Here is a 23,789-nt window from a genome sequence, read left to right on the forward strand (position 1 = left end):
ATTTATTTCCCCACCCTTGCACTTATCGGAAGCTTGATGGAGAAGACGGCTCCGGCATCCTCTTGATTGGCTACCTGTATGGTACCACCACTACGTTCAATAATCGCTCTTGAGATAGCAAGACCAAGCCCGGTTTCTCCTTCTTTCCCTTTTACAAACCGATGGAACAGCTGAGGTAGCAGATCTTCCGGTACCCCGCTGCCATCATCAAGCACACTAATAATGTAGTGCTGGTCCTCCAGATGACCTGTTAATCGCACGCTGGTGGAAGCATGGCGAATACCATTGCTACCTATATTAATCATGGCCTGCAGCATCTTCTCTTCATCAATAGATAGAAGCGCATCCTGTTGCTGATTTATTTGAAGCTCAATCCCTTTTTCCTGAGCTAATGGCAGCAATCGTTCCTTAGTTTGCTGTAGAAGGGTGCTTCCACTAATTTCTTCTGGATGATATATACCTTCCTCACTATCCAGTTTAGCTAATAGTATAATTTCGTTAACAATCTTTTTCAGCCGTTCGCTTTCTTTTACTATGACATCTAAGCTTCTATCTGCCGCATCCCCTTCAAACACACCATCCTTAACTCCTTCAGCGTAGCCCTGTATCGTCATAAGGGGGGTTTTTAACTCATGAGAGGCATTCTGGAAGAAATGCTTTTGAGAATGAATATACCGTTCCAATTCCTTTGCCATATCCAACACGCTTTGCTCTACCTCACCTATTTCACCGCTTGCTCCGATTCGTTCTATGGAATCAAATTGGCGATTTTCTATCTTTTTCACCTCGCCCTTTAATTGGGTAAGTGGGGTTACTAACCGCTTTGTTAATAGATAGCTAAATAATACCGCAATACATATTCCAATGATAAAAACAGCAATCATTCTAGCTGCAAATACGGATTGAACACTCTGCAGCTCTTCCAGCGGCGTTGCCAGCACAAGAAGGTATCTTCTGCCGTCATAGTTATAGCGCAATTTTGAAATGACATAATCATCTCCCCCGCTTTTCCATAAAGCACGCTGCTGTTCCTCCTGTTCAAACTGCTGACTCCATTCCTCTGTAATGTTTTCTGGCAAGGAGGAATATAGAACCTGGTTTCGATCCGGATCAAAAAACAACACCTTGAAGTCGTTATTGTGCATTATGTTGGAAAGGAGAGGACCTCGAGCTGCTCCGTCTTCTTGATACATTAAATTGAGAAGGAATTCTCCATTTTCCTGAAGCTCCTTCTGCTCATCCTGAATAAGGGTATCTAATATTAACGAATAAATGAAAAAAGCCGTAACAGACATAATGATGATAAGCAGCGTTGCAAAAGCTGCATTCAGTTGATAGAGAAGTTTCATGTCTCATCGTGCTCCCTTAACCGATATCCATATCCCCACACTGTTTCAATTGGAACGTCTGGAAGTTTCTTACGGAGCCTTTTAACGAGATCATCAACCGCACGATCACTTCCAAAATAGTCCTCCCCCCACACTTTCTCTAATAGCTCTTCTCTTGAGAAAGCACGATTAGCTTGGGAGACTAGTATTTCTAATAGATTAAATTCCTTTGAGGTCACATCCACCTCAGAATGCTGCCACACAACACGTCTTTCAGAGGTATGCAAGGTAAGGTCACCGCTCGAAACTTCATCCGAACCGCTTTGCTCTCCTTCCTCTTCGTGTATAGTGTGCTGTTGGAATTTCTCCCATCGCTTCAGCACTCTATTCACGCGAGCAACTAATTCTCTAGGGCTAAATGGCTTCGTTAGATAATCATCACTTCCAAGCTCTAACCCCATCACCTTATCTACCTCTTCATCTCGAGCGGAGATAATAATGATGGGCATATCTGATTCTTGTCTAATACGGCTACAAAACTCGTAGCCATTCATGCCAGGAAGCATAATATCTAATACCCACACGTCTGGCGGATTAGCTCTCCACATATCCCATGCTTCCTCTGCATTTTGAAGGCGGACGGTTTGGTAGCCTTCCTTCTGTAGATAGGCCTCTACAATTTCTTGTATATGAGGATCGTCCTCTACAATTGCAATCCTTGCATTCATCTTCTCCATCCCCCTTCCCACTCTGTTACCTACTATTTTGCCATATCTTATTTATTTCATATAAAAATATAAAATGCAATTCCACACTTTTTACACATTTGTGCCAAACGATTGCCATACCTTTCCTCTACAATAAAAATTAGTTGAAAACACATCATCATTTACTTTTAAGGGGAGGAGAGCGAAATTATGAGTGATAATTATATAGATCAAGAGCAGCAAGAGCTGCAATCACAACCGAATAAGAATGGAAACAAAAGCTATTACAGCTGGCTAATCAAGTTTACCTTCAGTGCTTTAGTTGTCACCACCATCTTATTCCTTGGCGCCTTTGGGTTATTCAAAGCGAATGTATTTCCATTTAACTCGGCAAACGGGACGGAGTCCAGTGCGAGCCAGCCAAATAACGACATTAACATCACCCAAACATCAACCGAGAATTCTGCGGAAGATTCAAATGTCGTCCAGGCTGTCGAGCAGGTGTCAGATGCAGTGGTTGGTGTTGTGAAATACCAGCAAACGGGTCCACTATCTGAATCTGGTCAAAGCGGAACCGGCTCAGGGGTTATCTACAAGAAACAAGATGGATCTGCTTATGTCGTCACCAACCATCACGTAATCGAAGGAGCACAAACGATTGATGTTGTGTTAAGCGGCGGCAAGAAAGTGGAAGGTGAAGTGCTAGGCAGTGATCAGTTGACTGATTTGGCAGTGTTAAAAATAGATGGATCCAACGTATCAAATGTAGCTACTTTTGGCTCCTCTGAGGATTTAAAAGTAGGAGAAACAGCTCTTGCCATCGGCAACCCATTAGGCTTGGAATTTGCAGGATCTGTTACAAAAGGCATTATTAGCGGGCTAGAAAGAACGATGCCAGTTGATTTGAATGGGGACGGACAATCAGATTGGGAAACGGACGTACTCCAAACTGATGCAGCCATTAACCCTGGTAATAGCGGCGGCGCCCTAGTGAACTTGAGTGGGGAAGTAATTGGGATTAACTCCATGAAAATTGCCCAGCAAGAGGTAGAGGGCCTAGGCTTTGCGATACCATCTGCAACCGCTCAGCCTGTCATCGAGGATTTGGAACAAAGCGGTGAAGTTACTCGTCCGTATATGGGTATTCAAACACAAGATCTATCCACTATCTCTACAAGGGATCTTCAGGAATCCTTAAAGCTTCCTTCAGATGTTCAGAAAGGCGTCATCGTTGCAGCTACCCAAAGCAACTCTCCAGCAGAAGCTGCAGGACTTCAAAAGTATGACGTCATTGTTAAAGCGGACGGAAATGATATCGGATCGCTTGTTGAGCTAAGAAAGTATTTATATGAAGAAAAATCTGTCGGTGACACGTTAGAGCTAACCTTTTATCGTGATGGCCAACAGCAAAGCACGACCTTAACCCTAGAGAAATAAAGGAGATGTACTATGAAACGCTTATCATTACTATTTACAGCTATTATGGCTGCCCTCGTGTTATCTGCGTGCAGTTCGAGCGCGGATAGCTCCGAGGTCGTCGCCTCTACCTCAGAAGGAGACGTGACCAAAGAGGAATTATATAACAAGCTCGTCGATCAATACGGGGATGCAGCTTTGAAAGAGCTTCTTTACGACGAAGTGTTGTCTGAACAATACTCCATATCAGATGAAGAAGTACAGAAGGAAATAAACAAATTAAAAGAATCCTATGGAGATCAATTTGAATCCGTCCTCCAGCAAAATGGATTCTCTAGTGAAGAAGACCTCAAGAATATCATTCGATCCTCCATGCTGAAGGAAAAAGCAGCCACTGCCGATGTAGAAGTGACGGATGAAGAGGTAAAAGAGTACTACGAGAACATGAAACAAGAAGTAAAAGCGAGTCATATTCTTGTAGAAGACAAAGAAACAGCTGACGAAGTAAAACAAAAGCTAGAGGATGGCGATGATTTTGCCACACTTGCTAAAGAATATTCAACAGACTCCTCCTCTGCTGAAAATGGAGGAGATGTAGGCTACTTCTCCGTGGGAGAAATGGTTCCTGCCTTCGAACAGAAAGCATACGAAATGGAAGCCGGCCAAGTAAGTGACCCAGTTCAATCGGATTACGGCTATCACATCATTAAAGTGGAAGATAAACGAGAGAAAGAAGATACATCTTCCATTGGCTCATTTGAGGAAATGGAAGACCAGCTTCGCCAACAATTAAAAACCAGCAAAGCTGATCCTAATACATTAGCTGACATTATGAAAGATGCTAATATCGACATAAAAATTGATGATTTAAAGGATAAAATCTCTTTTGAAGAAGCAACCAGCACTCCCCAACCATAACTAAACGCTTTATAGCATAGTGACACCAAAAAGGAGGAACACATTGCTCCTTTTTGATCACATAGATGAGGGATCTTTCACTGTTCCCTCCCCCCCCTTTGTTAGACGACTGGTTTCTACCAGATAGATTTTCAGAGAAAAGACGGGTGTATGCTTGCCACCATCAAGCCACACACACTGGATGTTACCTAAAAAGGCAGGCTCTTTTGGATGAGAGCCTGCCTTTTTGTGTCAAAACGTATTGTAAATTGGCTGGTAGCAGAGAAATGACAGGCCGTCGCATCACGTGCCGGATTTCCGTAATGCTCTAGCTCGTTTCCGCCATGCTCCATTCAACGCTTACATGCTTACCAGAAATCTATACCTGAACGCTGACGTATCTGCTCCTTCTCAAATACAGTGGTATTTGGTTGCTTGCGGCGCTTCATGTAATCCTGAAGTACATCTTTGGCCACTCCAGAGAGACGAGCTATGGCATAGATGTTGATCATTGCCATGACAGCCATCGTTAAATCGGCAAGCGCCCAAACTAATTCCATTTGAGCAATAGCACCAAAAAGGACCATGAGTAATACAGCGGCACGATATAGCATGAGATACCCTTTGTTATGCTGAATGAACTGTATGTTTGTTTCCCCATAGTAATAGTTACCGATAACGGAACTGAATGCGAACATGAACATGGCGATTGCTAGGAACGTGCCTGCCCAGCTTCCAACGTGGGTGGAGAATGCATTTTGTGTGAGCTGTATTCCTTTTAGACTTTGATCCATATACTGAGACGGGTCACCGGAAAGCATAATAATAAAGGCAGTCGCACTACAAATTACGATGGTATCTATAAATACACCCAGGGTCTGAATTAAGCCCTGCTTGGCTGGATGCGTAACTTCTGCTGTTGCAGCTGCGTTTGGAGCACTACCCATTCCAGCTTCGTTAGAGAATAGTCCTCTTCTTATCCCAAACATAATTGCAGCTCCAAAGCCGCCTCCTGCTATTTCTCGAATCCCGAAGGCATTTTGAAAAATAGTCGCTACCATTTCTGGAATGGCGCCTAAGTTAAATAACAGGATTCCAAAAGCTAAAAGTAAATATAGAATAGCCATAATCGGGACTACGATTTGCGTTACATTCGCGATACGTTTTACACCGCCAAAGATGATAATAGCTGTTAGTATCATAAGAACCAATGCCATAATCCATTTGGATACGTCGAAGGATTGCTCGAACGCTAATCGAATGGTATTACTTTGTACAGAATTGAAAACTAATCCATACGTAAACGTGATGGTAATCGCAAATGCAATACCCAGCTTCCTATTTTTTAAGCCCTTTTCCATATAATACGCTGGTCCACCGCGGTAGCCGTCCTTGTCGTCTGGAACTTTATACACCTGTGCTAATGTACTCTCCACAAAGCTCGTGGCTGATCCTAACAGAGCAATGAGCCACATCCAAAAAATTGCACCAGGTCCTCCCATTGCAATGGCAGTCGCAACTCCACCAAGGTTTCCTGTACCAACACGGGACGCTGTGCTGATGGTAAATGCCTGAAACGGAGTCGTACCTCTTCCGGTTTTCTTAAACGATTCCTTTTCAAACAATACTCTAAATGTTTCTTTAAATAATCTAAATTGCACAAAGTTCATTCGAATTGAGAAGAATAAACCTGCACCTAATAAGACACTGATTACGATATAGGTCCAAAAAAAATCATTAATATGACCAACGATATTGAGAATCGTGTCACCTATCCCCATATAACTCACCTACACTTTTTGAAATTCTTGCAATACATTTCATTATACCTTCAACTTTCCTTACAAAAAATAAAATTTCGACAAATTTTGCTACTCATATTTTTCCAACATGGAATAGTAAAGATTGGCATCATAATTGGACATCGATTTTCAAACACTACAGAATGAGACGGAACAAGGTCTCAATGACTCGTGTTACGGGAGGAACTTATGTTGAATAACCTTCGCTGGCTTACAACCATGTTTCAATTCGGGAGAAAATCAGCTCTTTTCGGCAGACGAAGCCGGTTTAGCTTTATGAGAAATAATCGCAGAAGACGCAATAATGGCGGCCTGCTATTCACTTTACTTGGCATTGCCGGATTTGCTTATGGCGTAGTTCGTGGAGGCCAAGGAATGCTTCCAGGTCGAATCACTGATAGAATGAAGCAAGATCACGATGCTGATTCTATGTTTGACGGCACTGCTAACACGCCTTTACAAAATGCTCAATATGCCTTTTCCGAAGAGTTCCACCCTGAACAGGAATAAGCAGGAACAAAGCCCACTTTGGTGGGCTTTTCCTATGTTTTTTGGAAATACGTCCGTATTTGTTCTCCAGCAGCTAGACCAGACAGAAAGGCACTCTCCACTCTTGTTCTCTCTGCTTGGTCAGAGGGGTGAAGAAAGGCTTCCCCAGCAACTAGCAGAGGTAAGGCTTCATGGAGATTAACATACGGTTCTTTCCAAACAGAGCTTGTTTCTGCATAGCGCCATTTTTTCAGTTGAAAGGAAAGTACCTCACTCCAAGGAATTGTTTCGCTTGTCGCCTGTTGTATCTTTTCTTTCACAAGCTCTTCCGGCTCGTCAAAATGAGTAAGGCTAAAGCTTCCTTTCATATAAACACTCAAAATAGGTAAATCAGATATGCCTTTTTTCTGATGATCGACAATCCGTTCCACATCCCCTCCGAGCCCTTCTGCCAAATAACCGTTTATTGGGAAAGTGGTAGGATTCTGAAGCTGCACAAGACCAACCAATGCCGGATCGTAGGTAACATCCTTTAAGGCTTGCAATACCTGCTCGTTTACGATGGCGTTCCCGCTTTCCACAAGCTTAAGAGCCTGCGGAAGAGGAGCGGTTATGACAAGAGCTCCTGTTTTCCAAGTGTCCCCTTTTTCCGTAGACAGCTGAAATCCTCCAGCTCGTTCTTCTATTTTGGTTACCTTAGTGGATAAGGAAACGGGCAGTTGATCTGCGATTCGTTTCACCAGATGGTTCATCCCATCGACACTTGTATATCTTGGATACCGTTCCCCAAACCATTTTCTTACCCATCCTTTATCAAGCCAGTCCTGAACACATCTATCCAGCCTTTTGCTGCGAACCGTGAAGAACTGAGCACCGTGGTCTGCTTGTCCATTTTGAATGCGCCGTGTAGCCATACGCCCGCCAACACTTCTCCCTTTATCCACTATTCTTATATGGTTTATCCCATGTTGCTGTAGCGTTTTTGCTGCCATGACGCCTGCTATACCAGCTCCTATGATAGTAACTTCTGTCTCTTCCATCTTTTAACCTCCTCTTCTGCACTCCTCTACTCATACCCTAATGTAATTGCTTTATATGGAAAAGGAACACATTCCCTCTTTAAAAATGTTAGTACAACAAATACTACAGTAAGGAGGTGTAAAGCAAATGGGTAATTCCTATCAAGAGAAAGACAGCCTTTCCTACAATGAAGTTAAACAATATCTGGCTAGTACAGGCGGCTATAATACCAAACAGTATAGTTCCACAAATATATCCAAAGTGAAGCAGGAAATCCATGATAAAGCCAGAAAAGCCCCAAGGGAGTAAATGGATAAACGTAGAATTAGCCGCTTTGTTCAAATTTGCTTGGAATAGACGTTAAGTCAATATCCCACACAAGTGGTAGTAAGAAATATATTGCAGCCGACAACACAATGATAGCTGCTAAATTAAGCCACACACCGGCTTTCGCCATATCTGGTATGCGTAAATAACCGGAACCAAAAACAACAGCGTTTGGAGGCGTTGCCACAGGAAGCATGAATGCACATGATGCTGCTATGGCTGCTCCTACCATTACGCTGTATGGATGAATGCCGAGCGCCGTTGAAAGAGAAGCCATAATAGGAAACATCATAGAAGCTGTAGCTGTATTGGAGGTAATCTCCGTTAGAAATATAACCAATGCAATAACAGCTAACAGGATGAAGAAGAAGGAAACATTTTCTAGCACCGTCAGTCGCTGTCCAATCCATTCCGCTAATCCTGACTCTTCAAATCCTGATGCAATAGCAAGACCACCTCCGAATAAAAGCAGAATTCCCCACGGGAGGGTCTTCGCTGTTTCCCAATTCATTAAGTATTGCCCTTTATAAGATGGCGACGGGATTAAGAACAGGACCAGAGATGCACCAATTGCAATCATAGCATCGTCCAATTCCAGGTTCGGCAGTAAATTACTAATGAGAAGAGAACGAGTCATCCATAATAAAGCGGTTACAACAAAAATCACTAACACTAGCTTCTCTTCCTTTGACATACCACCTAGTGATTTTTTCTCCTCCTCTATCACTTCTTTTCCTCCTGGTATGTTAGACAACTTCATTGGGTAAGCAATTTTCACGAGATACACCCAAGCCATTAAGAGAAATATTGCCGCTAGCGGTACCCCAAATAGCATCCATTTCGCAAACGATATCTCAATTCCGTAAAGCTTTGTGACAGCACCTGCAAATAACGTATTAGGAGGTGTCCCGATTAATGTACCCAATCCACCAATCGATGCTGAATAAGCGATACCAAGCATTAGAGCTTTCCCAAAAGGGAAGTCTTCCTTCCCAGCCTCCATATGACCCTGCTGCTTCAAAGTATCCTGGACCTGGTAAATAATCGCTAACCCAATCGGAACCATCATCATAGAGGTGGCCGTATTGGATATCCACATCGACAGAAACCCTGTTGCGACCATAAACCCTAGCACAATACGTTCCGTGCTTGTACCGATAATTGAAATAATAGCTAAAGCAATCCGTTTATGAAGATTCCACCGTTCTAAAGCTAGAGCAATAATAAATCCTCCCATAAACAAGAAAATATTATCATCACCATAGGAGGAGGTTGTCTTATCAATCGTTAATCCTCCAGTAGCTGGGAACAGCACAATAGGCAGCAATGAAGTGGCAGGGATAGGAATTGCTTCGGTAATCCACCACGTCGCAATCCATAACGTACTGCTAAATACTGCCCTTCCTTCCATCGATAACGATTCCGGCTGAAAAAACAGCAGAGATAGGATAAATAGTAATGGTCCTAATAGTAGTCCAATTCGTTGCCGCTTGTTAGAAGAAGGTGGTTCCTCATCGTCTTGATTTGTTTCCTCTTTAGGAGATGAGGAGGAAGCTGAGACATCCTTACCTGCCAAAAAGCTTATCGTTTTTGTAATGTCCTTGTGCCATCGCCACAACATCCCCCAAGCGCTCGTAACCAATAAATGCAATCCCTTCACTCCTTTGTTATGTATAGTTTAGCGCCTTTTACCCTCTTCCCATTTCCATAAAACAAGAAACAATTAATTTACAATTAATTGTAAAATAAGCAAATGGACACAAATACTAATATGTATCTTTGTTAATTACACAAAAAAGCTCCCTTTCCAACGGAAGGATTAGGAGCTTTTTGGAATTGAAGCTTTCATACGTGTAAATAGTAGCTGTAGAAGCTTTTCCAAACGCCTGCTTGTAGAACGGTCAGACATCAGTATAGCGACTGTTTCTCCAAATGAAAACAGCACTTATTTCAATCAATTAAAAAAAGAGCCATCAATATAGGCTCTTAACAATAAAACTTTCAGTATGAGTTATTATTTCATTATTTTATAAATGGTTAGAATCCCAATGACTAAGAAGGGAATTTGAATATATAATTTTAAATTATCATCTTTAAACATATATTCAAACAAAAATACAACTAACACTACAAATAGCGATGTGAAAATAGCTTTTTTCATTGAACAACACCCTTAGAATCATTATTTCGTTTGAGGTATTTACTACTGTCAAACTCATTTGATGTTAGTGTTTTTTGTGATTTTTGCTCTTTATGAGCTCGGCTGTGCCTCTTCTACAGTGAGATCAGGATCATGCTTTGACTTAAAGAACATATCCCTGTCTCTGTATAGGAATGCCGCAGACAGTATAAAGGAAAGAAAATCTGATATAGGAAATGCGAGCCAGACGCCTGTAACTCCGAGTCCAAAGACTGTCGGTAATAGTAACACGAGCGGAATGAGAAATAACACTTGTCTTGAAATGGAGAGCAGAAACGCTGGCTTTGCCATGCCTAGTGCTTGATAAAGTCCTCCGCTCACAATCTGAGCTCCTATTAAGACAGCCATAGCAAACATTATTCGCATGGCATGTGCTCCGGATTCAATCGTTGTTTGATCGCCTGTGAAAATCATCATAAACCATTCTGGTACGGACAGCATGACCACAAATACAATTGCAGACATAATGGTAACAACCTTCAACCCTAACCAGATCGTTTCCTTCAAGCGCGCAAAATTCTTCGCCCCATAGTTAAACCCAACTATAGGCTGCATTCCTTGAAGCAAGCCTATCATAGGCATTATAGCGAACATGGAAACTTTCTGCACAATACCGAAGACCCCTACTTCAAATTCTCCTCCATATCGAATGAGCATAGCATTAATAGCTACCATCATCGCACTACCTCCTACCTGACGTACAAAGGCAGGGAAGCCAATAGAGATGATCTCTTTAACGAGATGAAAACGAAGCCTGATATAATTCAAACCAACTGCAAGCGTACTTTTTCCGCCTACAAAATAACGTAAAATGAATATCCCCACAGATGCTTGTGAAATAACAGTGGCTAATGATGCACCACGAACCCCCATATCTAATCCGAAAATAAAGATAGGATCGAGAATAATGTTTAAAACCGCCGGGATAATCATTGTAATCATGGCAAACCTGGAATTACCTTCAGATCGAATAATATTATTCGACGTAAAGGCAAACGCAAAGAAAATGGAGCCAACCATGATAGGGAAGAGGTAATCCTTTGCATACGGCATGATGTTAGGTGTAGCTCCAAACGCTATTAATAACGGGTCAAGAAATGTAAAAGCACCAATTGTCGTAATAATACTAATGACGATGATGAGAAGAAAGATATTTCCTAACACTCGATTGGCATCATCTTGACGATCTTCTCCTAACCGTCTGGATATAACGGAGGCACCACCGATACCTACCGCTCCGGCAACTGCCATAATAATCATCATAACCGGGAAGCCAATGCTTACTCCGGCAATGCCTAAAATCCCAACTCCTCTGGCAATAAATAGCGTATCAACAACGTTATAAAAAGCCATAACGAACATTCCAATCATGGCTGGTACAGATAATTTAAATAATAATTGCGGAATGGGCTGCTTCCCCAAGCGTTCACTTTGTTCCTTCATATTAACAACCTCCTTGTTGCCGTCGTGATGTTATGAACAGGAATCCATATTCTGCTTCATTCTTTTCAGCCAGGAAATCAGCACCTGCACCTCTTCTTCTTCAAAGCCCTCTGCCAGCTGATTTTCCAGGCCCTCGATAACGTTCCAAAGGTCGGCCTCCAGCGCTTTGCCTTTATCGGTTAAACGAACTAGCTTAGCTCTTCGATCTTCTTCTGATGGTCTTCTTGCAATAAGGTCCTTCTTCAGAAGTGATTCAATTAGTCCATTCATAGAGGAACCTTTAATATATAATCGGTCCTGCAGCTCTGATTGCACCTGCTCCCCATAATCAGCCAGGAAATACAGCACCTTGGCCTGTGAGCTCGTCATATCATATTGAGCTAGTTTATGATTGTATTTATTTTGTAGAAAATGAGATACAACATTAATGTGGTATCCTAATACATGATTAATATTTTTATTTGTCATTACTTAGCCCCCTAAGTATTTAATTAGTATATATCCTTCTTCATCTATTGTAAAGAAAATTGTTCGCTCATTAAAACCTATGCATGCATGTATCATTTTAATTAGAATGCTAACTAAATTACCAGATGAAAAACCCCCTTACACTATGTATATGAAACATAGTAAGGGGGCTTTAAATTTCAGTTTATTTCATTATTCACCGGAGCTATCCTCAGAAGAATCGTCTTCTGATTCAGAATCTTCCATATTACCTTCTTCTTCAGTGGAGCCGGAATCCTCTGTAGAACCAGATTCTTCTTCTGTGTTCGTTTCGTTAGATTCAGAATCTCCGCCTTCGTCACCTGCTCCGCCGCAAGCACCTAGCACTAGCATCATACTAAGAAGCATTGTTAGAAATAGACTTTTCTTCATAATGGAATCCCTCCTAATTAGAATTCTTACTCAATATATCACGGATTTCCATTGTTGTACTGCCTTTTCCTTTTTTTGACTCCTTGGACCTAAACGCACTTTTCAAACGGTACATATCCCCTATTAAATCGGGCATATCCACTCAGACTAGTTTACATATTATTGCATGAGGGTAACTATGTGTTGCCGGTTTGGTGATTTATTCTCCAGACATGTTCTTCACTTTATTAGTACAGCTCTCCATAGCTGACATAATGGTTCCTCTAAATCGTTCCTGCTCAAGCTTCGTAACAGCTGCAATCGTTGCACCTCCAGGTGAAGTTACTTGGTCCTTTAACTCTCCAGGATGCTTACCAGTTTCTAAAACCATTTTTGCTGCTCCTAAGACAGCCTGAGAGGCTAAACGATAGGCTTGATCTCTTGATAGACCTTGAGCCACTCCTCCATCAGCCATCGCCTCTATCATCATATAAACATAGGCTGGTGAAGAGCCGCTGATGGATGGAATTGCCGACATCTGCTTTTCTGAAATAACTTCCACTTCGCCAAAGCTTTGAAAAAGTGCCACCACGGAAGAGAGTCCTTCCTCTGTTACTTTACTGTTGGCACACAATGCCGTCATTCCTTCAGCAACTAAAGAAGGGGTATTCGGCATTGCTTGTATTACCTTCATTTCTCGCTCGAAAGCTCTCTCTACTTCCTCAAAGGAAACGCCTGGTGCTAATGTGACAATAAGCGTTGTATCAGAAACGGATGAACGAATTTCATGTATGATGGCTTCATAATCATTTGGTTTCACAGCTAAAATGAGGATAGAAGCTTCTTCCGCAATTACTCTGTTGTCCCGATCAGTACGAATTTCAAATCGGTTTCGAACTTCTTCTAATGTAACATCAGATTGGGCGCTGGCAATAATTTGTTCTGGCGCTACTAAATCGGATCGCACCATACCACCAATCATTGCCTGTGCCATCTTACCGCAGCCAATAAATCCTATTGTTTGCTTCATATGGTAAACACTCCTTTAATGTGCTCCTATATATCATCTGTCCACGAAAAAAGACAGATTAGTTTCTCCTTTTATTCTCTTCAACTAAGGTTAGGAATAGTAACAGTCTAACATGTATGGTTCTATCTATTAGCATTTTTTGATGGATGGCTTTAATATTTTTTGGAAGTAGTGATTCTAAACAAAAAAACCTCATGTAATAACAGGTCTCCCTATTACTACACAAGGCTATTATTTTACGATAAATCCTTTTTCATCCATTGCTGCAATAGCATCCTCCAGTTGTTTCTCAGAGGAACCGACAATGGTATGCATATGGATACCATCTGTAAGCTCTAATAAATAGGATGCTTGGTACGTTTGAATTTTGTCTAGAAATTGGCTCACTTCTTTGCGGTTGGAAAGATGCAGGGAAGCTGTCAAATCACCATAAACGGGATGCTCTACTGTCACATCTTTTACCATGACTCCATGGTCCACCAGGAGATTCAATTCCTCTTCTGTTTCATGAGGCTGATGATAGCAGGCTATTTCTCGCTCCATTTGATTGGTGGAGGCAGCTTCCTGTAGGTACATGTAGCCCTGGCTTGTTGCAATGATAGGTTGTTGCTTAGCCTTTAGTAAAGAAATATCCCCCACAATGACCTGTCGGCTTACGTTCGCTTTCTTAGCCAAATCACTTCCTGTAATCGGAGTAGAACTCGTTTGCAGCGTGTGCAGCAGCATCTCCCGACGTTTTGCTCCAAGCAGTTTCTTTTGCTCCGTCATCTGTCTCGCTCCCTAGTTTAATTGGTTCGTATGCTTTTTATTTTACCATAATGTTATACCGCTCTTCGATAGTCTCCACAAGACAGGAGCATAATGCATCTATATCCTCTTCTGTATGATCCTTGCCAAACGATATACGTATGAACGTTCTTGCTTCTTCCGCCCCTATTCCCATTGCGGTCAAGGTGGCTGTCGGGGTCTGACTGTTTACATGACAAGCACTTCCCGTTGAAAAGGCAAACCCTCGTCTATTCCCTTCCAGCATCATCCACTGCCCTTCCACTTGCTTAACACATAGCCCAATCACAGATGGAATGGTTTTAATGGAAGATGGAATGATCCAATCGATACAATCCTCTACAGGATGCAGCTGTTGTTTAAAGCGAGAATGAAGCCTCGTATAAATGCTTACCCTTTCCCCAAGCTTCTCCATAACACCCTGCGCAGCCACTGTAAATGCTACAATGCCAGGCGTGTTAACCGTTCCAGGCCTCATTCCATTCTCATGGGTTCCGTTTGGCAACAGAGGGCGCACTGAAATTCTTGGACAAATGTATAGAGCACCAACCCCCTTTGGTCCATACACCTTGTGACTAGAGATAGCATAACTATGCACCTCTTTAACTGTGTCGGCTACATCCACCTTGCCAAAGGCTTGCACCCCGTCTACATGTAATAAAGCCCTGTAGTCTTTGCACAATGCACTTACAGCCTGCACCGGTTGAATAGTCCCAAGCTCTGGATTGACGTGTTGGATGGCGACTACTGCGTTCCCACGCTGCAATGCTGCTTCCAAGAGCTCTAGATCAATAGTTCCCTCTTTCGTATAGGGAATATACGTTACCTCATTCCCCTCCCTCTTTTGCTGCGCTGCAATATTTTGTATGGATGCATGCTCAGCCTGAGACACAATAATATGATTCCGCTCTGCTTTTGTATCCTGAAGAAGAGCATGAATCCCTAAAAAATTGCTCTCCGTTCCCCCTGAAGTGAAACAAATCCCTTCCGCTTCCCCTCCAAGAAGTTGAGCAATAGTACCTCTACATTCTGTTAAAAGGGTTTCTGCCTGTGTGCCAAAATCGTGTAAGCTTTCTGTATTTCCATAATAGGATTGCGCTGCCTTACTGTACGCTTCTATAGCTGAGTCATCCATCGGGCACGTGGCTGCATAATCGAAATACCTCATAACCTCACTCCCCTTTCATGAATTACTACAAAACACTTGTCATAAGTTTAATTCTATGTAAATATAAGTGTCAAGACACCTGTTAAGTTAGGAGAAGGGTAGCTATGATACAGGCAGACGTCATCATCATTGGAAGTGGAGCTGCGGCTTTACAATTAGCAGGCAGTCTTCCAAAGCATTTAAATGTGATTATTCTCACAAAGTCAACGGTTATAAAAGGCAATTCCGCTAAAGCACAAGGAGGGATAGCCGCTGCTATTAGTGCTACCGACCATCCCCTCCTTCATTACAAGGATACATTGGAGGCAGGTAGATACATTAATGACTCGAATGCGGTACGGTCCCTGACTCAGGAAGCCCCAGCTATTATTCAGGAGCTGCTTGCTCAAGGATGCACATTTGACGCTAATCATGAGGGACAAATAGCGCTTGGCATGGAGGGCTCTCATCAGCAGCACCGCATTGTGCATGCTGGTGGTGATCAGACAGGTAAATATATCATGGAAACTCTTCTAAACAATATTGGAGAGAATGTAACCGTCTACGAGAATATGCATGTATATCACTTGTTAATGGATAGACAACATCAACAATGCTATGGCGTAAAAGCGCGATCATCTCATGATATGGCGCATACGTTTGTGGCAGCCCATGTTGTGTTAGCCACAGGCGGGTGCGGAGGTGTTTATGCCATCACATCCAATGCATCGACTGTTACCGGAGATGGAATAGCGTTAGCTTATCAAGCTGGCGCAGCAGTAATAGATATGGAATTTGTCCAGTTTCATCCTACCCTCCTCTTTGTAGATGGGAAAGCCAAGGGACTTGTCTCTGAAGCTGTTCGAGGAGAGGGAGCAACCTTAATAGATGAACAGGGCTTCCGCATCATGACGGAGCTTCATCCTCTTCGCGATTTGGCACCTCGTCACGTAGTTTCTCAAGCCATTTATCACCATATACAAAAAGGACATAACGTTTATTTAGATATTGCCGGGATAGAAGATTTTTCATTGCGTTTCCCTAGTATTAGTCGGTTATGTGAAGAGAATGGCATTGCTATTAGCGATGGGAGAATTCCCGTTGCACCAGGCTGTCATTTTCTTATGGGAGGTGTTCGCACTGATTCTTTTGGAAGAACTAACGTGAAAGGGTTATATGCTATCGGAGAAACAGCCTGTACTGGTGTTCATGGAGCAAACAGGCTTGCTAGTAACTCATTATTGGAAGGATTGGTGTATGGAAAAAGAGCCGCCTATGCCATACAGCACTCAACAAACCAGCAGGATTTCTCGGCTGCACCTATTGAAAGAGACATTCCAAATCTCCCATTTTCTGTCTCCCTTCCTAACCAGCAACTATTAAAAGAAAAGATGATGAGTTATGTAGGCATAAGTCGTACCAGAGCGGAATTAAAACAACACTTAGCATGGCTCGAGAGCTTCTCTATCCGCTCCTTGCTGCAGTCTAGCCTCGAAGAACTCTCAACAGAGGATATAACAACTTTTTTCATGCTTATGAACAGCTGGCTTATTACCAGCTCCGCATTAAGAAGAGAGGAGAGCCGGGGCGGACATTTCCTTACAGATTTTCCGTTTGAGAAGGAGACTTGGGAACGAAAGCATATTATTCACCAGATTGAATGCAGGGAGGGATTTATTCATGAACACAATAAAGTTGCGTCACTCTATTGAACAATTCTTTATGGAGGATATTGGTGATGGCGATCAGACTAGTGACAGCATTTTTGAACGCCATCAGCAAGGAACTATTCACTTTGCAGCTAAAGAAGATGGGATTTTTGCAGGAGGGCAGGTTATTACGACAGGATACAACATCCTCTCGTCCTCTGTAGCATGTGATGTGCACGTATTGGACGGAGAGGCTGTAGAAGAGGGGCAGACCATCGCCACCGCCAATGGCCCCATTGCATGCCTTCTCACTGGAGAACGAGTTATTTTGAACCTTATTCAACGAATGAGTGGAATCGCCACGTTAACGCATTCTGCCGTTCAATCGCTTCATAGCCCCCACACCCGTATCTGTGATACTAGAAAGACCATCCCTGGCCTTCGCATGTTTGATAAATACGCGGTACGTGCCGGGGGCGGCTACAATCACAGGAACGGACTATATGATGCAGTGATGATTAAAGACAATCATATCGCTTTTGCTGGGTCTATTGAAAAAGCTGTACAGATGGTGCGCGACCAAGTTGGCCATATGGTAAACATTGAAGTTGAAACAGAGACGGCTCAACAAGTATTAGAGGCTGTAGAATTACAGGTGGATTGCATCATGTTTGATAATTGCTCTCCTCATCAGGTAGAGCAGTTCGCAGGCCTCGTCCCTCCTTCAATTACTACAGAAGCATCAGGGGGAATTACATTAGATAGATTACAAGATTTCCGTCATACAGGAGTGGACTATATATCCTTAGGCTGTCTCACCCACTCACCAAAGGCACTCGATATTAGTGCCAGGGTACACATTGATGAAAACAGGAGGTTATCGGAATGAATATTTTTGACGTAGTGAAACAAAAAGCCCCTGTGCTCCCCGAAACCTATAAGCAAGCAAATACGAGTCAATTAGCTGAACGTGTGCAAGGGGTAAAAGACCGCATGGGAAACAGGTTATACTTACCAGGGCACCATTATCAAAAAGAGGAAGTCATTCAGTTTGCAGATGATCGAGGGGATTCCTTAAAGCTAGCTCAATTGTCAGCAGCAAATCAAGAGGCTGAAGCGATTGTATTCTGTGGTGTCCATTTCATGGCAGAAACAGCAGACATCTTAACGAAGCCAAACCAAAAGGTGTACCTTCCAGACCTGCGTGCCGGATGCTCAATGGCAGATATGGCAGATATCACCCAAACGGAAAAAGCGTGGGACGCACTATTGAATATGTTTGATGATACTATTATGCCACTCACATACGTCAACTCCACTGCTGCGATCAAATCCTTTGTAGGTAAGCATGAAGGAGCAACAGTTACTTCCTCCAACGCTCATAAGATGGTTGAATGGGCATTTACGCAAAAGGAACGAATTTTATTTTTACCAGACCAGCACCTCGGCAGAAATACTGCTTTTGATTTAGGGATACCTTTAGATCACATGGCCGTATGGGATCCCATCACAGAACAGCTGCTTTATGAGGGATCCCTCCATGATATAAAGGTAATACTATGGAAGGGCCATTGCTCTGTCCATGAGAACTTCACCATACAGAATGTGCACCAAGTACGAAACGAACAGCCGGACATGAATATTATCGTTCACCCGGAATGCCGCCGAGAAGTGGTCGCGCTTTCCGATTATGCTGGCTCCACCAACTATATAATTAAGACTATTGAACAGGCACCTCCTGGAAGTGCATTTGCCATTGGTACAGAGATGAATCTAGTTCAACGTATTATTCGCGAACATCCAGATAAGCACATTATCTCGCTTAACCCTAACATGTGCCCATGTCTTACGATGAACCGAATTGATCTCCCCCACCTGGCATGGTGCCTTGAGTCGATAGAACATAGGGAAACGCACCACATAATATCAGTAGATTCCACTGTAGCCCATAACGCTAAACTGGCATTAGATAGAATGTTAGCAAGAGCATAAGGAAAAAGGACTCCTTCAGTGGGAGTCCTTTTGTGCTATCCTAGTACATTTTTAGATAGTATTACGATATTTAGCACAACCAATGCCGCCGTAATACTTGTCTCCACTGGGGAGCCTGTACGAAACGTAAAGAAAAACTTCACATATTTTCTGCTAATGGGATAGAAGAGAGGAATCCCCATTTTCGTTAGAAAATCTCCAAACAAATGAGAAACGATCCCTGTCATGAACCCCGTTAAATAAAATAAAGGAATATCCAAATATGTATGTAGTAAATAGCTGTAGGCTCCCATTAGAGCAACAAAGGCAATAGAATGAGTAAACTTTCGATGTCCTGCATAGACAAATAATAGTGGTGACAAAATCATAAGAAGAAATTGAGCTGATTTTGAGACTCCAGGAGTTAAAATCTCCACCGCTACAAGACATATAACGAACATAAAGCCCCAGCGTTCAAATGGACCACCTAGTTTTGACTTGGGTGTGTCGATATCCGGTATTAACGACCCGATAACTACCGCTGTAAAAAAGAGCACAGTGGAAAATAGCTGGTGCGGAATATCCCCGTAGGTGTTATACAATGCAAGAGCACCCATCCCCCATGTAAACCCCATCACCTGGTGACTTGTGGCTACCATATGAACCCTCCTCTCGATGTCTTATTCGTGTTGATAATACTAGTTCCGATAGTCCATCATACGAAACAATTCCCTCTAGAGCAATAGGAAGGAAGATTTCTTTTTAAGGAGCTTAGAGCTTTCAAGAATTATTAATGGAAGTTATAGGGGCGTTTCCAGTGTTAGAGCGCCTACTTGTACTATTTTTGACAGCCTACCTTCTTTTACATGTAAGTCGACGATATTTTTTTAACCATAAAAAAAAGGATTATATTTGTAACATGCAGGAAATATAATCTTTACATAGAATTTACAATATAGGGATATATACAAAGGAGGCATTACGTATGGAAACTCGCTTACGGTTTCATAATGACTTAGAAAGCTTGAAAAATCGTGTAAAGGTAATGGCTTCACATACAACAGAAGCATTTGATCAATCCATGGATGCTCTGTATGAACGTGATTTGACAAAAGCAAGATCGCTTATTCAACGGGATGAGGATCTAAATCAAGAAGAAACACAAATCAAAGAAGAGGCCATTCTGTTAATTGCCAAACAGCAGCCTGTCGCTTCTGATTTACGTCGGCTGTTGATCGCTATTCAAGTAGCTTCCGAGTTAGAGAGAATGGCAGACCACGCCAAGAATATTAGTAAAAGCACCCTTCATATAGGAAATCAACACTCCGTGCAGGTTCCCTTCCACATCCGAAAAATGTACACTCTCGCATCAGAGATGATTGAAATAGCCTTTAAAGCATTCGACAATGAAGATGTTACTCTGGCACGAAAGCTTGCCCAAATGGATGATGAAATGGATGAATTGTATAGCAATATCATCGAGAATTTAATGCAGCAATCCGTCCAATCCAAGGGTGATTATCCATACATCATGCAATACGGCTTCGTAGCACGCTATATTGAGCGATTTGCTGACCATATTACTAATATAGGAGAGCAGGTCTACTATTTAGTAAAAGGAGAATCCAAGGATTTAAGCTAAACAAATAGAGCTCCCTTTCCACAAAACGGATTGGGAGCTTTTTTGGTATGCAATGTGCTCTACTCAACCTACCTAAGTAATCTACGGATAGTTAAAAGAATGTTCATTCTAACTACAAAGGCTTACCTTGTTGGCAAGCCTTCTTTCCTAGTCTATTGCTCCACTTTGGAAGATTCCACCTTATTCAATGCCTGGTGTAAATCAGCCCACACATCTTCAAAAGCTTCTAATCCTACAGACAGACGGACCAGTTGGTCGGTTATTCCCATATGAAGCCGCGTTTCCTCTGGTATCACGGAATGCGTCATGGTAGAAGGGTGTTGAATTAACGTTTCTGCATCTCCTAAACTGACCGCTTTCTTTATAAATGTCAGCTGGTTTAGTAAATACTGTGCATCCTGTTTTGTGCCGTTAATCTCAAAGGAAATTAATCCTCCCCCATACTTCATTTGCTTTTTCATAATGTAATAGTCTGGATGAAGATGATCCCCAGGATAATATACCTTGGCCACCGCTGGGTGATCCTTCAGGTACGGGACGATTTTTTCAGCATTACTGCAATGACGGTCCATGCGTACCGCTAATGTTTTTAAACCTCGAAGTAACAGCCAAGCATCAAACGGGGAGATGATACCTCCAATATCCTTCTGCGTCGTCATAGCAATACGCTGGATTACATCTTGATTTCCGACGAGTAGTCCGGCTACTACATCTCCATGACCGCCTATATATTTTGTGGCACTGTGTACAACGAGATCACAGCCAAGCTCTAAAGGACGCTGTAAATACGGAGAACTAAAGGTGTTATCCACTACCACTGGTATTCCGTAGTCTTTAGCTACACGACTAACCATTGCTAAATCAATCAATTCCATCGTAGGATTAATTGGTGTTTCTACATAAATACAGGATGTTTCGGGGCGTATCAGAGACCGAACCTGTTCTTCTGTTTTCATTTCACTAAAGTTGGTTTGGATATTATACTTTTCCTCCAGCATCGACAATAATCCAAAAGTACATCCGTAAATTCCTCTTGAGCACAGGATGTGGTCATTTGCCTTGGTTAGTGCAATCAGCACTGCCGATACTGCTGCCATTCCAGATCCAAAAGCAAGACCAGCCTCCCCTCCCTCGAGCGTAGCAATCCTGTCCTCTAGCGCTTTCACTGTCGGATTTCCGAGCCTTGAGTATATATATCCCTCCGCTTCTCCTGCAAAGCGTTGTTCCCCCTGCTCTGCACTATCAAATGTAAATGTAGACGTTTGAAATAAGGGAGTAGTAAGACTTCCTAGAAAGTCTTTAGAATTATATCCACTGTGTATCACATTTGTTTCAAAAGCCTTCTTCTCATTCATGATGCTCCTCCTTCCCTGAAAATACCCTTTCTCTTTTATCATATGGGAAGAGCACTAAAAATGAAAGCGTTTTCTTTTATGATGGGCTTTGTCCTATACAAAAACGCCCCTGCTGCCTACAGGAGCGTCCAATCCTTCTAGCTTTTTTCACCGAATGCCATGCTTATTCCGATTATACTAAGTAACACACCTTTAATGAGGTTAATTCGACCGCCAATTGTCGGGAATCGTTCTAACCATTCTCGCACTTTCTCGGCAAATACACTGATAATCGAAAATATAACGAACGCCTGCAGCAGAAACACACATCCAAGCACAATCATTTGCACCGGAACAGCGAAGGCTGTCGATGAATCTATAAACTGAGGAAACAATGCCAAGAAGAAAAGAGCTACCTTCGGGTTTAATATATTCATTAAAATACCACGTTTATATAGCTTCTGATAGCTCAACTCTTGTTGCTTATGGACGGAAAAGGACGTATTTCCTTCTCGAAAAGCTTCATATGCTAAATAGAGCAAATATAATGCACCAGCATATTTTACAATTGTAAAAGCTAGCGTCGATTGATAAATGATAGCCGAAATCCCGAGCGCTGCGGCAGCAGTATGTACAAAAATTCCTGTGCACAGCCCTAAGGTGGTGGCAATCCCTGCTTTTTTGTTTTGTGAGATACTTTGAGCAAGCACAAATAAATTATCAGGTCCAGGCATTAATGTTAAAAGGACGGCCGCTCCTAAGAAAGACAGCAGCATCATCATACTCATTCCTCCACCCCCATCGTTTGTTTTTATTCATTGTACACTGTTTCTTTCCCTATGTCTGCATTATCTTAATGAAGGAAAAAAAGTTAGATTTATTATATAGTGGGTACTCATGGAGGGCTTATGTTCGAGCTTTTGTAAATTAGAAAAGGATCCGCTACGTTTATCACAAGAAAGGCATGGCCAGCAAAAAGTAAAACCCTTTTGGCTGTGTACCAAAAGGGTTTTTCCGTTACCGTCTTGCAAAATCTACAAAGCGGAATTTATCTGGTCGGTGCCTTGATTCTGTATATTGAAACAGAGTGGCGTCTTCTAAATACACGAAGTTTTTAATCACAACGATGTTACTGAAGCCGTCTAAGTCCAACAACGATTCATCTTCCTGCGTAGGCTCTTCCACTGTTATTTCTTTTTTCGCAAAGCTTATCGTTAACCCCAGGTCATGTTCAATATAGGAATATATAGAATCCTCACATATTTCTCTGGATAGTTTGGGGATTTTCGAATAGAGAAGCACATCTTTATCCAAAATAATGCTCTCTCTCTGGAATGCTCTCGATCGAATAACATTCCACACAAGCTGCTCCTCACCGATTTCCATAGCTTCCTGCATCATCGCACTAGGATTCGTTAACGTTAGCTCGTGCACGGTCGTTGCTGGTTTTTCCTCCATAGACTCGGACAATTCCTTGAAGCTAACTAGTCCGGATACGGGAAAATCAAATTTCTGCATATCCAGAACGATGGATCCCTTACCTCGTACTTTTTGGATATAGCCGTGCTGCGATAGCCGATTTAATGCTTTCCGCACCGTTTCTCTAGAGGTGCTAAAGCTTTGGGCTAATTCATTTTCTGAAGGCAGTGTGTCTCCACTGGCATAGATTCCATTCTTAATGTCTTGCACTAGGTGTTGATAAATAGAATGAAATTTGTTTTGTTGCATCATATCATCACTCGT

At 42.3% G+C, this 23,789-nt stretch carries 23 protein-coding genes; 8 read left to right on the top strand and 15 right to left on the bottom strand.

What is annotated here, in order from left to right; genetic code table 11:
- Positions 1–2 precede the first annotated feature (2 nt).
- Positions 3–1,349 carry a sensor histidine kinase gene (locus ACFFGV_RS11660; protein WP_377348008.1) on the bottom strand — a complete coding sequence of 449 codons (1,347 nt, stop codon included), beginning with the start codon at positions 1,347–1,349 and terminating at the stop codon, positions 3–5.
- Positions 1,346–2,056, bottom strand: coding sequence for a response regulator transcription factor (locus tag ACFFGV_RS11665; protein WP_377348010.1), 711 nt, complete (start codon positions 2,054–2,056; stop codon positions 1,346–1,348). The genes ACFFGV_RS11660 and ACFFGV_RS11665 overlap by 4 nt, the downstream gene beginning before the upstream one ends.
- A gap of 189 nt (positions 2,057–2,245) precedes the next feature.
- On the opposite strand from ACFFGV_RS11665, the gene ACFFGV_RS11670 reads away from it, so the two are divergent.
- Together ACFFGV_RS11670 and ACFFGV_RS11675 are read left to right on the top strand one after the other, a co-directional pair.
- Positions 2,246–3,472: a S1C family serine protease gene (locus tag ACFFGV_RS11670; RefSeq protein ID WP_377348013.1), complete on the top strand. Its 1,227-nt coding sequence runs from the start codon at positions 2,246–2,248 to the stop codon at positions 3,470–3,472.
- A gap of 12 nt (positions 3,473–3,484) precedes the next feature.
- Positions 3,485–4,369 (top strand): peptidylprolyl isomerase, encoded by an 885-nt coding sequence (locus tag ACFFGV_RS11675; protein WP_377348015.1) that lies wholly within the window; start codon positions 3,485–3,487, stop codon positions 4,367–4,369.
- A 347-nt stretch (positions 4,370–4,716) separates the two neighbouring features.
- On the opposite strand, the gene ACFFGV_RS11680 is transcribed toward ACFFGV_RS11675, so the two are convergent.
- Positions 4,717–6,129 (bottom strand): alanine/glycine:cation symporter family protein, encoded by a 1,413-nt coding sequence (locus ACFFGV_RS11680; RefSeq protein WP_377348017.1) that lies wholly within the window; start codon positions 6,127–6,129, stop codon positions 4,717–4,719.
- A gap of 210 nt (positions 6,130–6,339) precedes the next feature.
- Between ACFFGV_RS11680 and ACFFGV_RS11685 the strand changes: the two genes are divergently transcribed.
- Positions 6,340–6,660 (top strand): hypothetical protein, encoded by a 321-nt coding sequence (locus ACFFGV_RS11685; RefSeq protein WP_377348019.1) that lies wholly within the window; start codon positions 6,340–6,342, stop codon positions 6,658–6,660.
- Between the two features lie 32 nt (positions 6,661–6,692).
- On the opposite strand, the gene ACFFGV_RS11690 is transcribed toward ACFFGV_RS11685, so the two are convergent.
- Positions 6,693–7,679 (bottom strand): NAD(P)/FAD-dependent oxidoreductase, encoded by a 987-nt coding sequence (locus tag ACFFGV_RS11690; RefSeq protein ID WP_377348021.1) that lies wholly within the window; start codon positions 7,677–7,679, stop codon positions 6,693–6,695.
- A 127-nt stretch (positions 7,680–7,806) separates the two neighbouring features.
- Between ACFFGV_RS11690 and ACFFGV_RS11695 the strand changes: the two genes are divergently transcribed.
- Complete coding sequence (locus ACFFGV_RS11695; protein ID WP_377348023.1) at positions 7,807–7,968, top strand: hypothetical protein; 162 nt, start codon at positions 7,807–7,809, stop codon at positions 7,966–7,968.
- 16 nt (positions 7,969–7,984) lie between these two features.
- On the opposite strand, the gene ACFFGV_RS11700 is transcribed toward ACFFGV_RS11695, so the two are convergent.
- The 7 genes from ACFFGV_RS11700 to ACFFGV_RS11730 form a co-directional block, all read right to left on the bottom strand.
- Complete coding sequence (locus ACFFGV_RS11700; protein WP_377348199.1) at positions 7,985–9,628, bottom strand: SLC13 family permease; 1,644 nt, start codon at positions 9,626–9,628, stop codon at positions 7,985–7,987.
- A gap of 609 nt (positions 9,629–10,237) precedes the next feature.
- Positions 10,238–11,629, bottom strand: a complete 1,392-nt coding sequence (locus tag ACFFGV_RS11705; RefSeq protein ID WP_377348025.1) for an MATE family efflux transporter — start codon at positions 11,627–11,629, stop codon at positions 10,238–10,240.
- A gap of 30 nt (positions 11,630–11,659) precedes the next feature.
- A complete protein-coding gene (locus ACFFGV_RS11710; RefSeq protein WP_377348027.1) occupies positions 11,660–12,097 on the bottom strand; it encodes a MarR family winged helix-turn-helix transcriptional regulator in 438 nt (145 codons plus the stop codon).
- Positions 12,098–12,289: 192 nt separating this feature from the next.
- Positions 12,290–12,508, bottom strand: coding sequence for a hypothetical protein (locus ACFFGV_RS11715; protein ID WP_377348029.1), 219 nt, complete (start codon positions 12,506–12,508; stop codon positions 12,290–12,292).
- Between the two features lie 199 nt (positions 12,509–12,707).
- Positions 12,708–13,517 carry a pyrroline-5-carboxylate reductase gene (gene proC, locus ACFFGV_RS11720; protein WP_377348031.1) on the bottom strand — a complete coding sequence of 270 codons (810 nt, stop codon included), beginning with the start codon at positions 13,515–13,517 and terminating at the stop codon, positions 12,708–12,710.
- 231 nt (positions 13,518–13,748) lie between these two features.
- On the bottom strand, positions 13,749–14,285 hold the full coding sequence (locus ACFFGV_RS11725) for a transcription repressor NadR (protein ID WP_377348033.1): 537 nt from the start codon (positions 14,283–14,285) through the stop codon (positions 13,749–13,751).
- Positions 14,286–14,322: 37 nt separating this feature from the next.
- Entirely contained in the window at positions 14,323–15,471 is a 1,149-nt protein-coding gene (locus ACFFGV_RS11730; protein WP_377348035.1) for an IscS subfamily cysteine desulfurase, read from the bottom strand.
- 104 nt (positions 15,472–15,575) lie between these two features.
- Between ACFFGV_RS11730 and nadB the strand changes: the two genes are divergently transcribed.
- Genes nadB through nadA form a run of 3 tightly spaced genes read left to right on the top strand, consistent with a single transcriptional unit; the run spans position 15,576 to position 19,091 of the window.
- A complete protein-coding gene (gene nadB, locus ACFFGV_RS11735) occupies positions 15,576–17,162 on the top strand; it encodes an L-aspartate oxidase (protein WP_377348037.1) in 1,587 nt (528 codons plus the stop codon).
- Positions 17,131–17,988 (top strand): carboxylating nicotinate-nucleotide diphosphorylase, encoded by an 858-nt coding sequence (gene nadC, locus ACFFGV_RS11740; protein ID WP_377348039.1) that lies wholly within the window; start codon positions 17,131–17,133, stop codon positions 17,986–17,988. The genes nadB and nadC overlap by 32 nt, the downstream gene beginning before the upstream one ends.
- On the top strand, positions 17,985–19,091 hold the full coding sequence (nadA, locus tag ACFFGV_RS11745; protein WP_377348041.1) for a quinolinate synthase NadA: 1,107 nt from the start codon (positions 17,985–17,987) through the stop codon (positions 19,089–19,091). Before nadC ends, nadA begins: the two co-directional genes overlap by 4 nt.
- 35 nt (positions 19,092–19,126) lie before the next feature.
- On the opposite strand, the gene ACFFGV_RS11750 is transcribed toward nadA, so the two are convergent.
- Complete coding sequence (locus ACFFGV_RS11750) at positions 19,127–19,729, bottom strand: metal-dependent hydrolase (RefSeq protein WP_377348043.1); 603 nt, start codon at positions 19,727–19,729, stop codon at positions 19,127–19,129.
- Positions 19,730–20,055: 326 nt separating this feature from the next.
- Between ACFFGV_RS11750 and phoU the strand changes: the two genes are divergently transcribed.
- Positions 20,056–20,712: a phosphate signaling complex protein PhoU gene (gene phoU, locus ACFFGV_RS11755; protein ID WP_377348045.1), complete on the top strand. Its 657-nt coding sequence runs from the start codon at positions 20,056–20,058 to the stop codon at positions 20,710–20,712.
- 152 nt (positions 20,713–20,864) lie between these two features.
- Here phoU and megL read toward each other — a convergent pair whose 3' ends face one another.
- From megL to treR, 3 genes are all read right to left on the bottom strand, one after another.
- Positions 20,865–22,067 (bottom strand): methionine gamma-lyase, encoded by a 1,203-nt coding sequence (gene megL / locus ACFFGV_RS11760; RefSeq protein ID WP_377348047.1) that lies wholly within the window; start codon positions 22,065–22,067, stop codon positions 20,865–20,867.
- Between the two features lie 137 nt (positions 22,068–22,204).
- The gene (locus ACFFGV_RS11765; RefSeq protein ID WP_377348050.1) at positions 22,205–22,834 is read right to left on the bottom strand and encodes a LysE family translocator; all 630 of its coding nucleotides are present in this window, start codon (positions 22,832–22,834) and stop codon (positions 22,205–22,207) included.
- Between the two features lie 229 nt (positions 22,835–23,063).
- Positions 23,064–23,774, bottom strand: coding sequence for a trehalose operon repressor (gene treR / locus ACFFGV_RS11770; protein ID WP_377348200.1), 711 nt, complete (start codon positions 23,772–23,774; stop codon positions 23,064–23,066).
- Positions 23,775–23,789 lie beyond the last annotated feature (15 nt).

This window comes from Pontibacillus salicampi (assembly GCF_042434395.1).
Taxonomy (GTDB): domain Bacteria; phylum Bacillota; class Bacilli; order Bacillales; family BH030062; genus Pontibacillus; species Pontibacillus salicampi.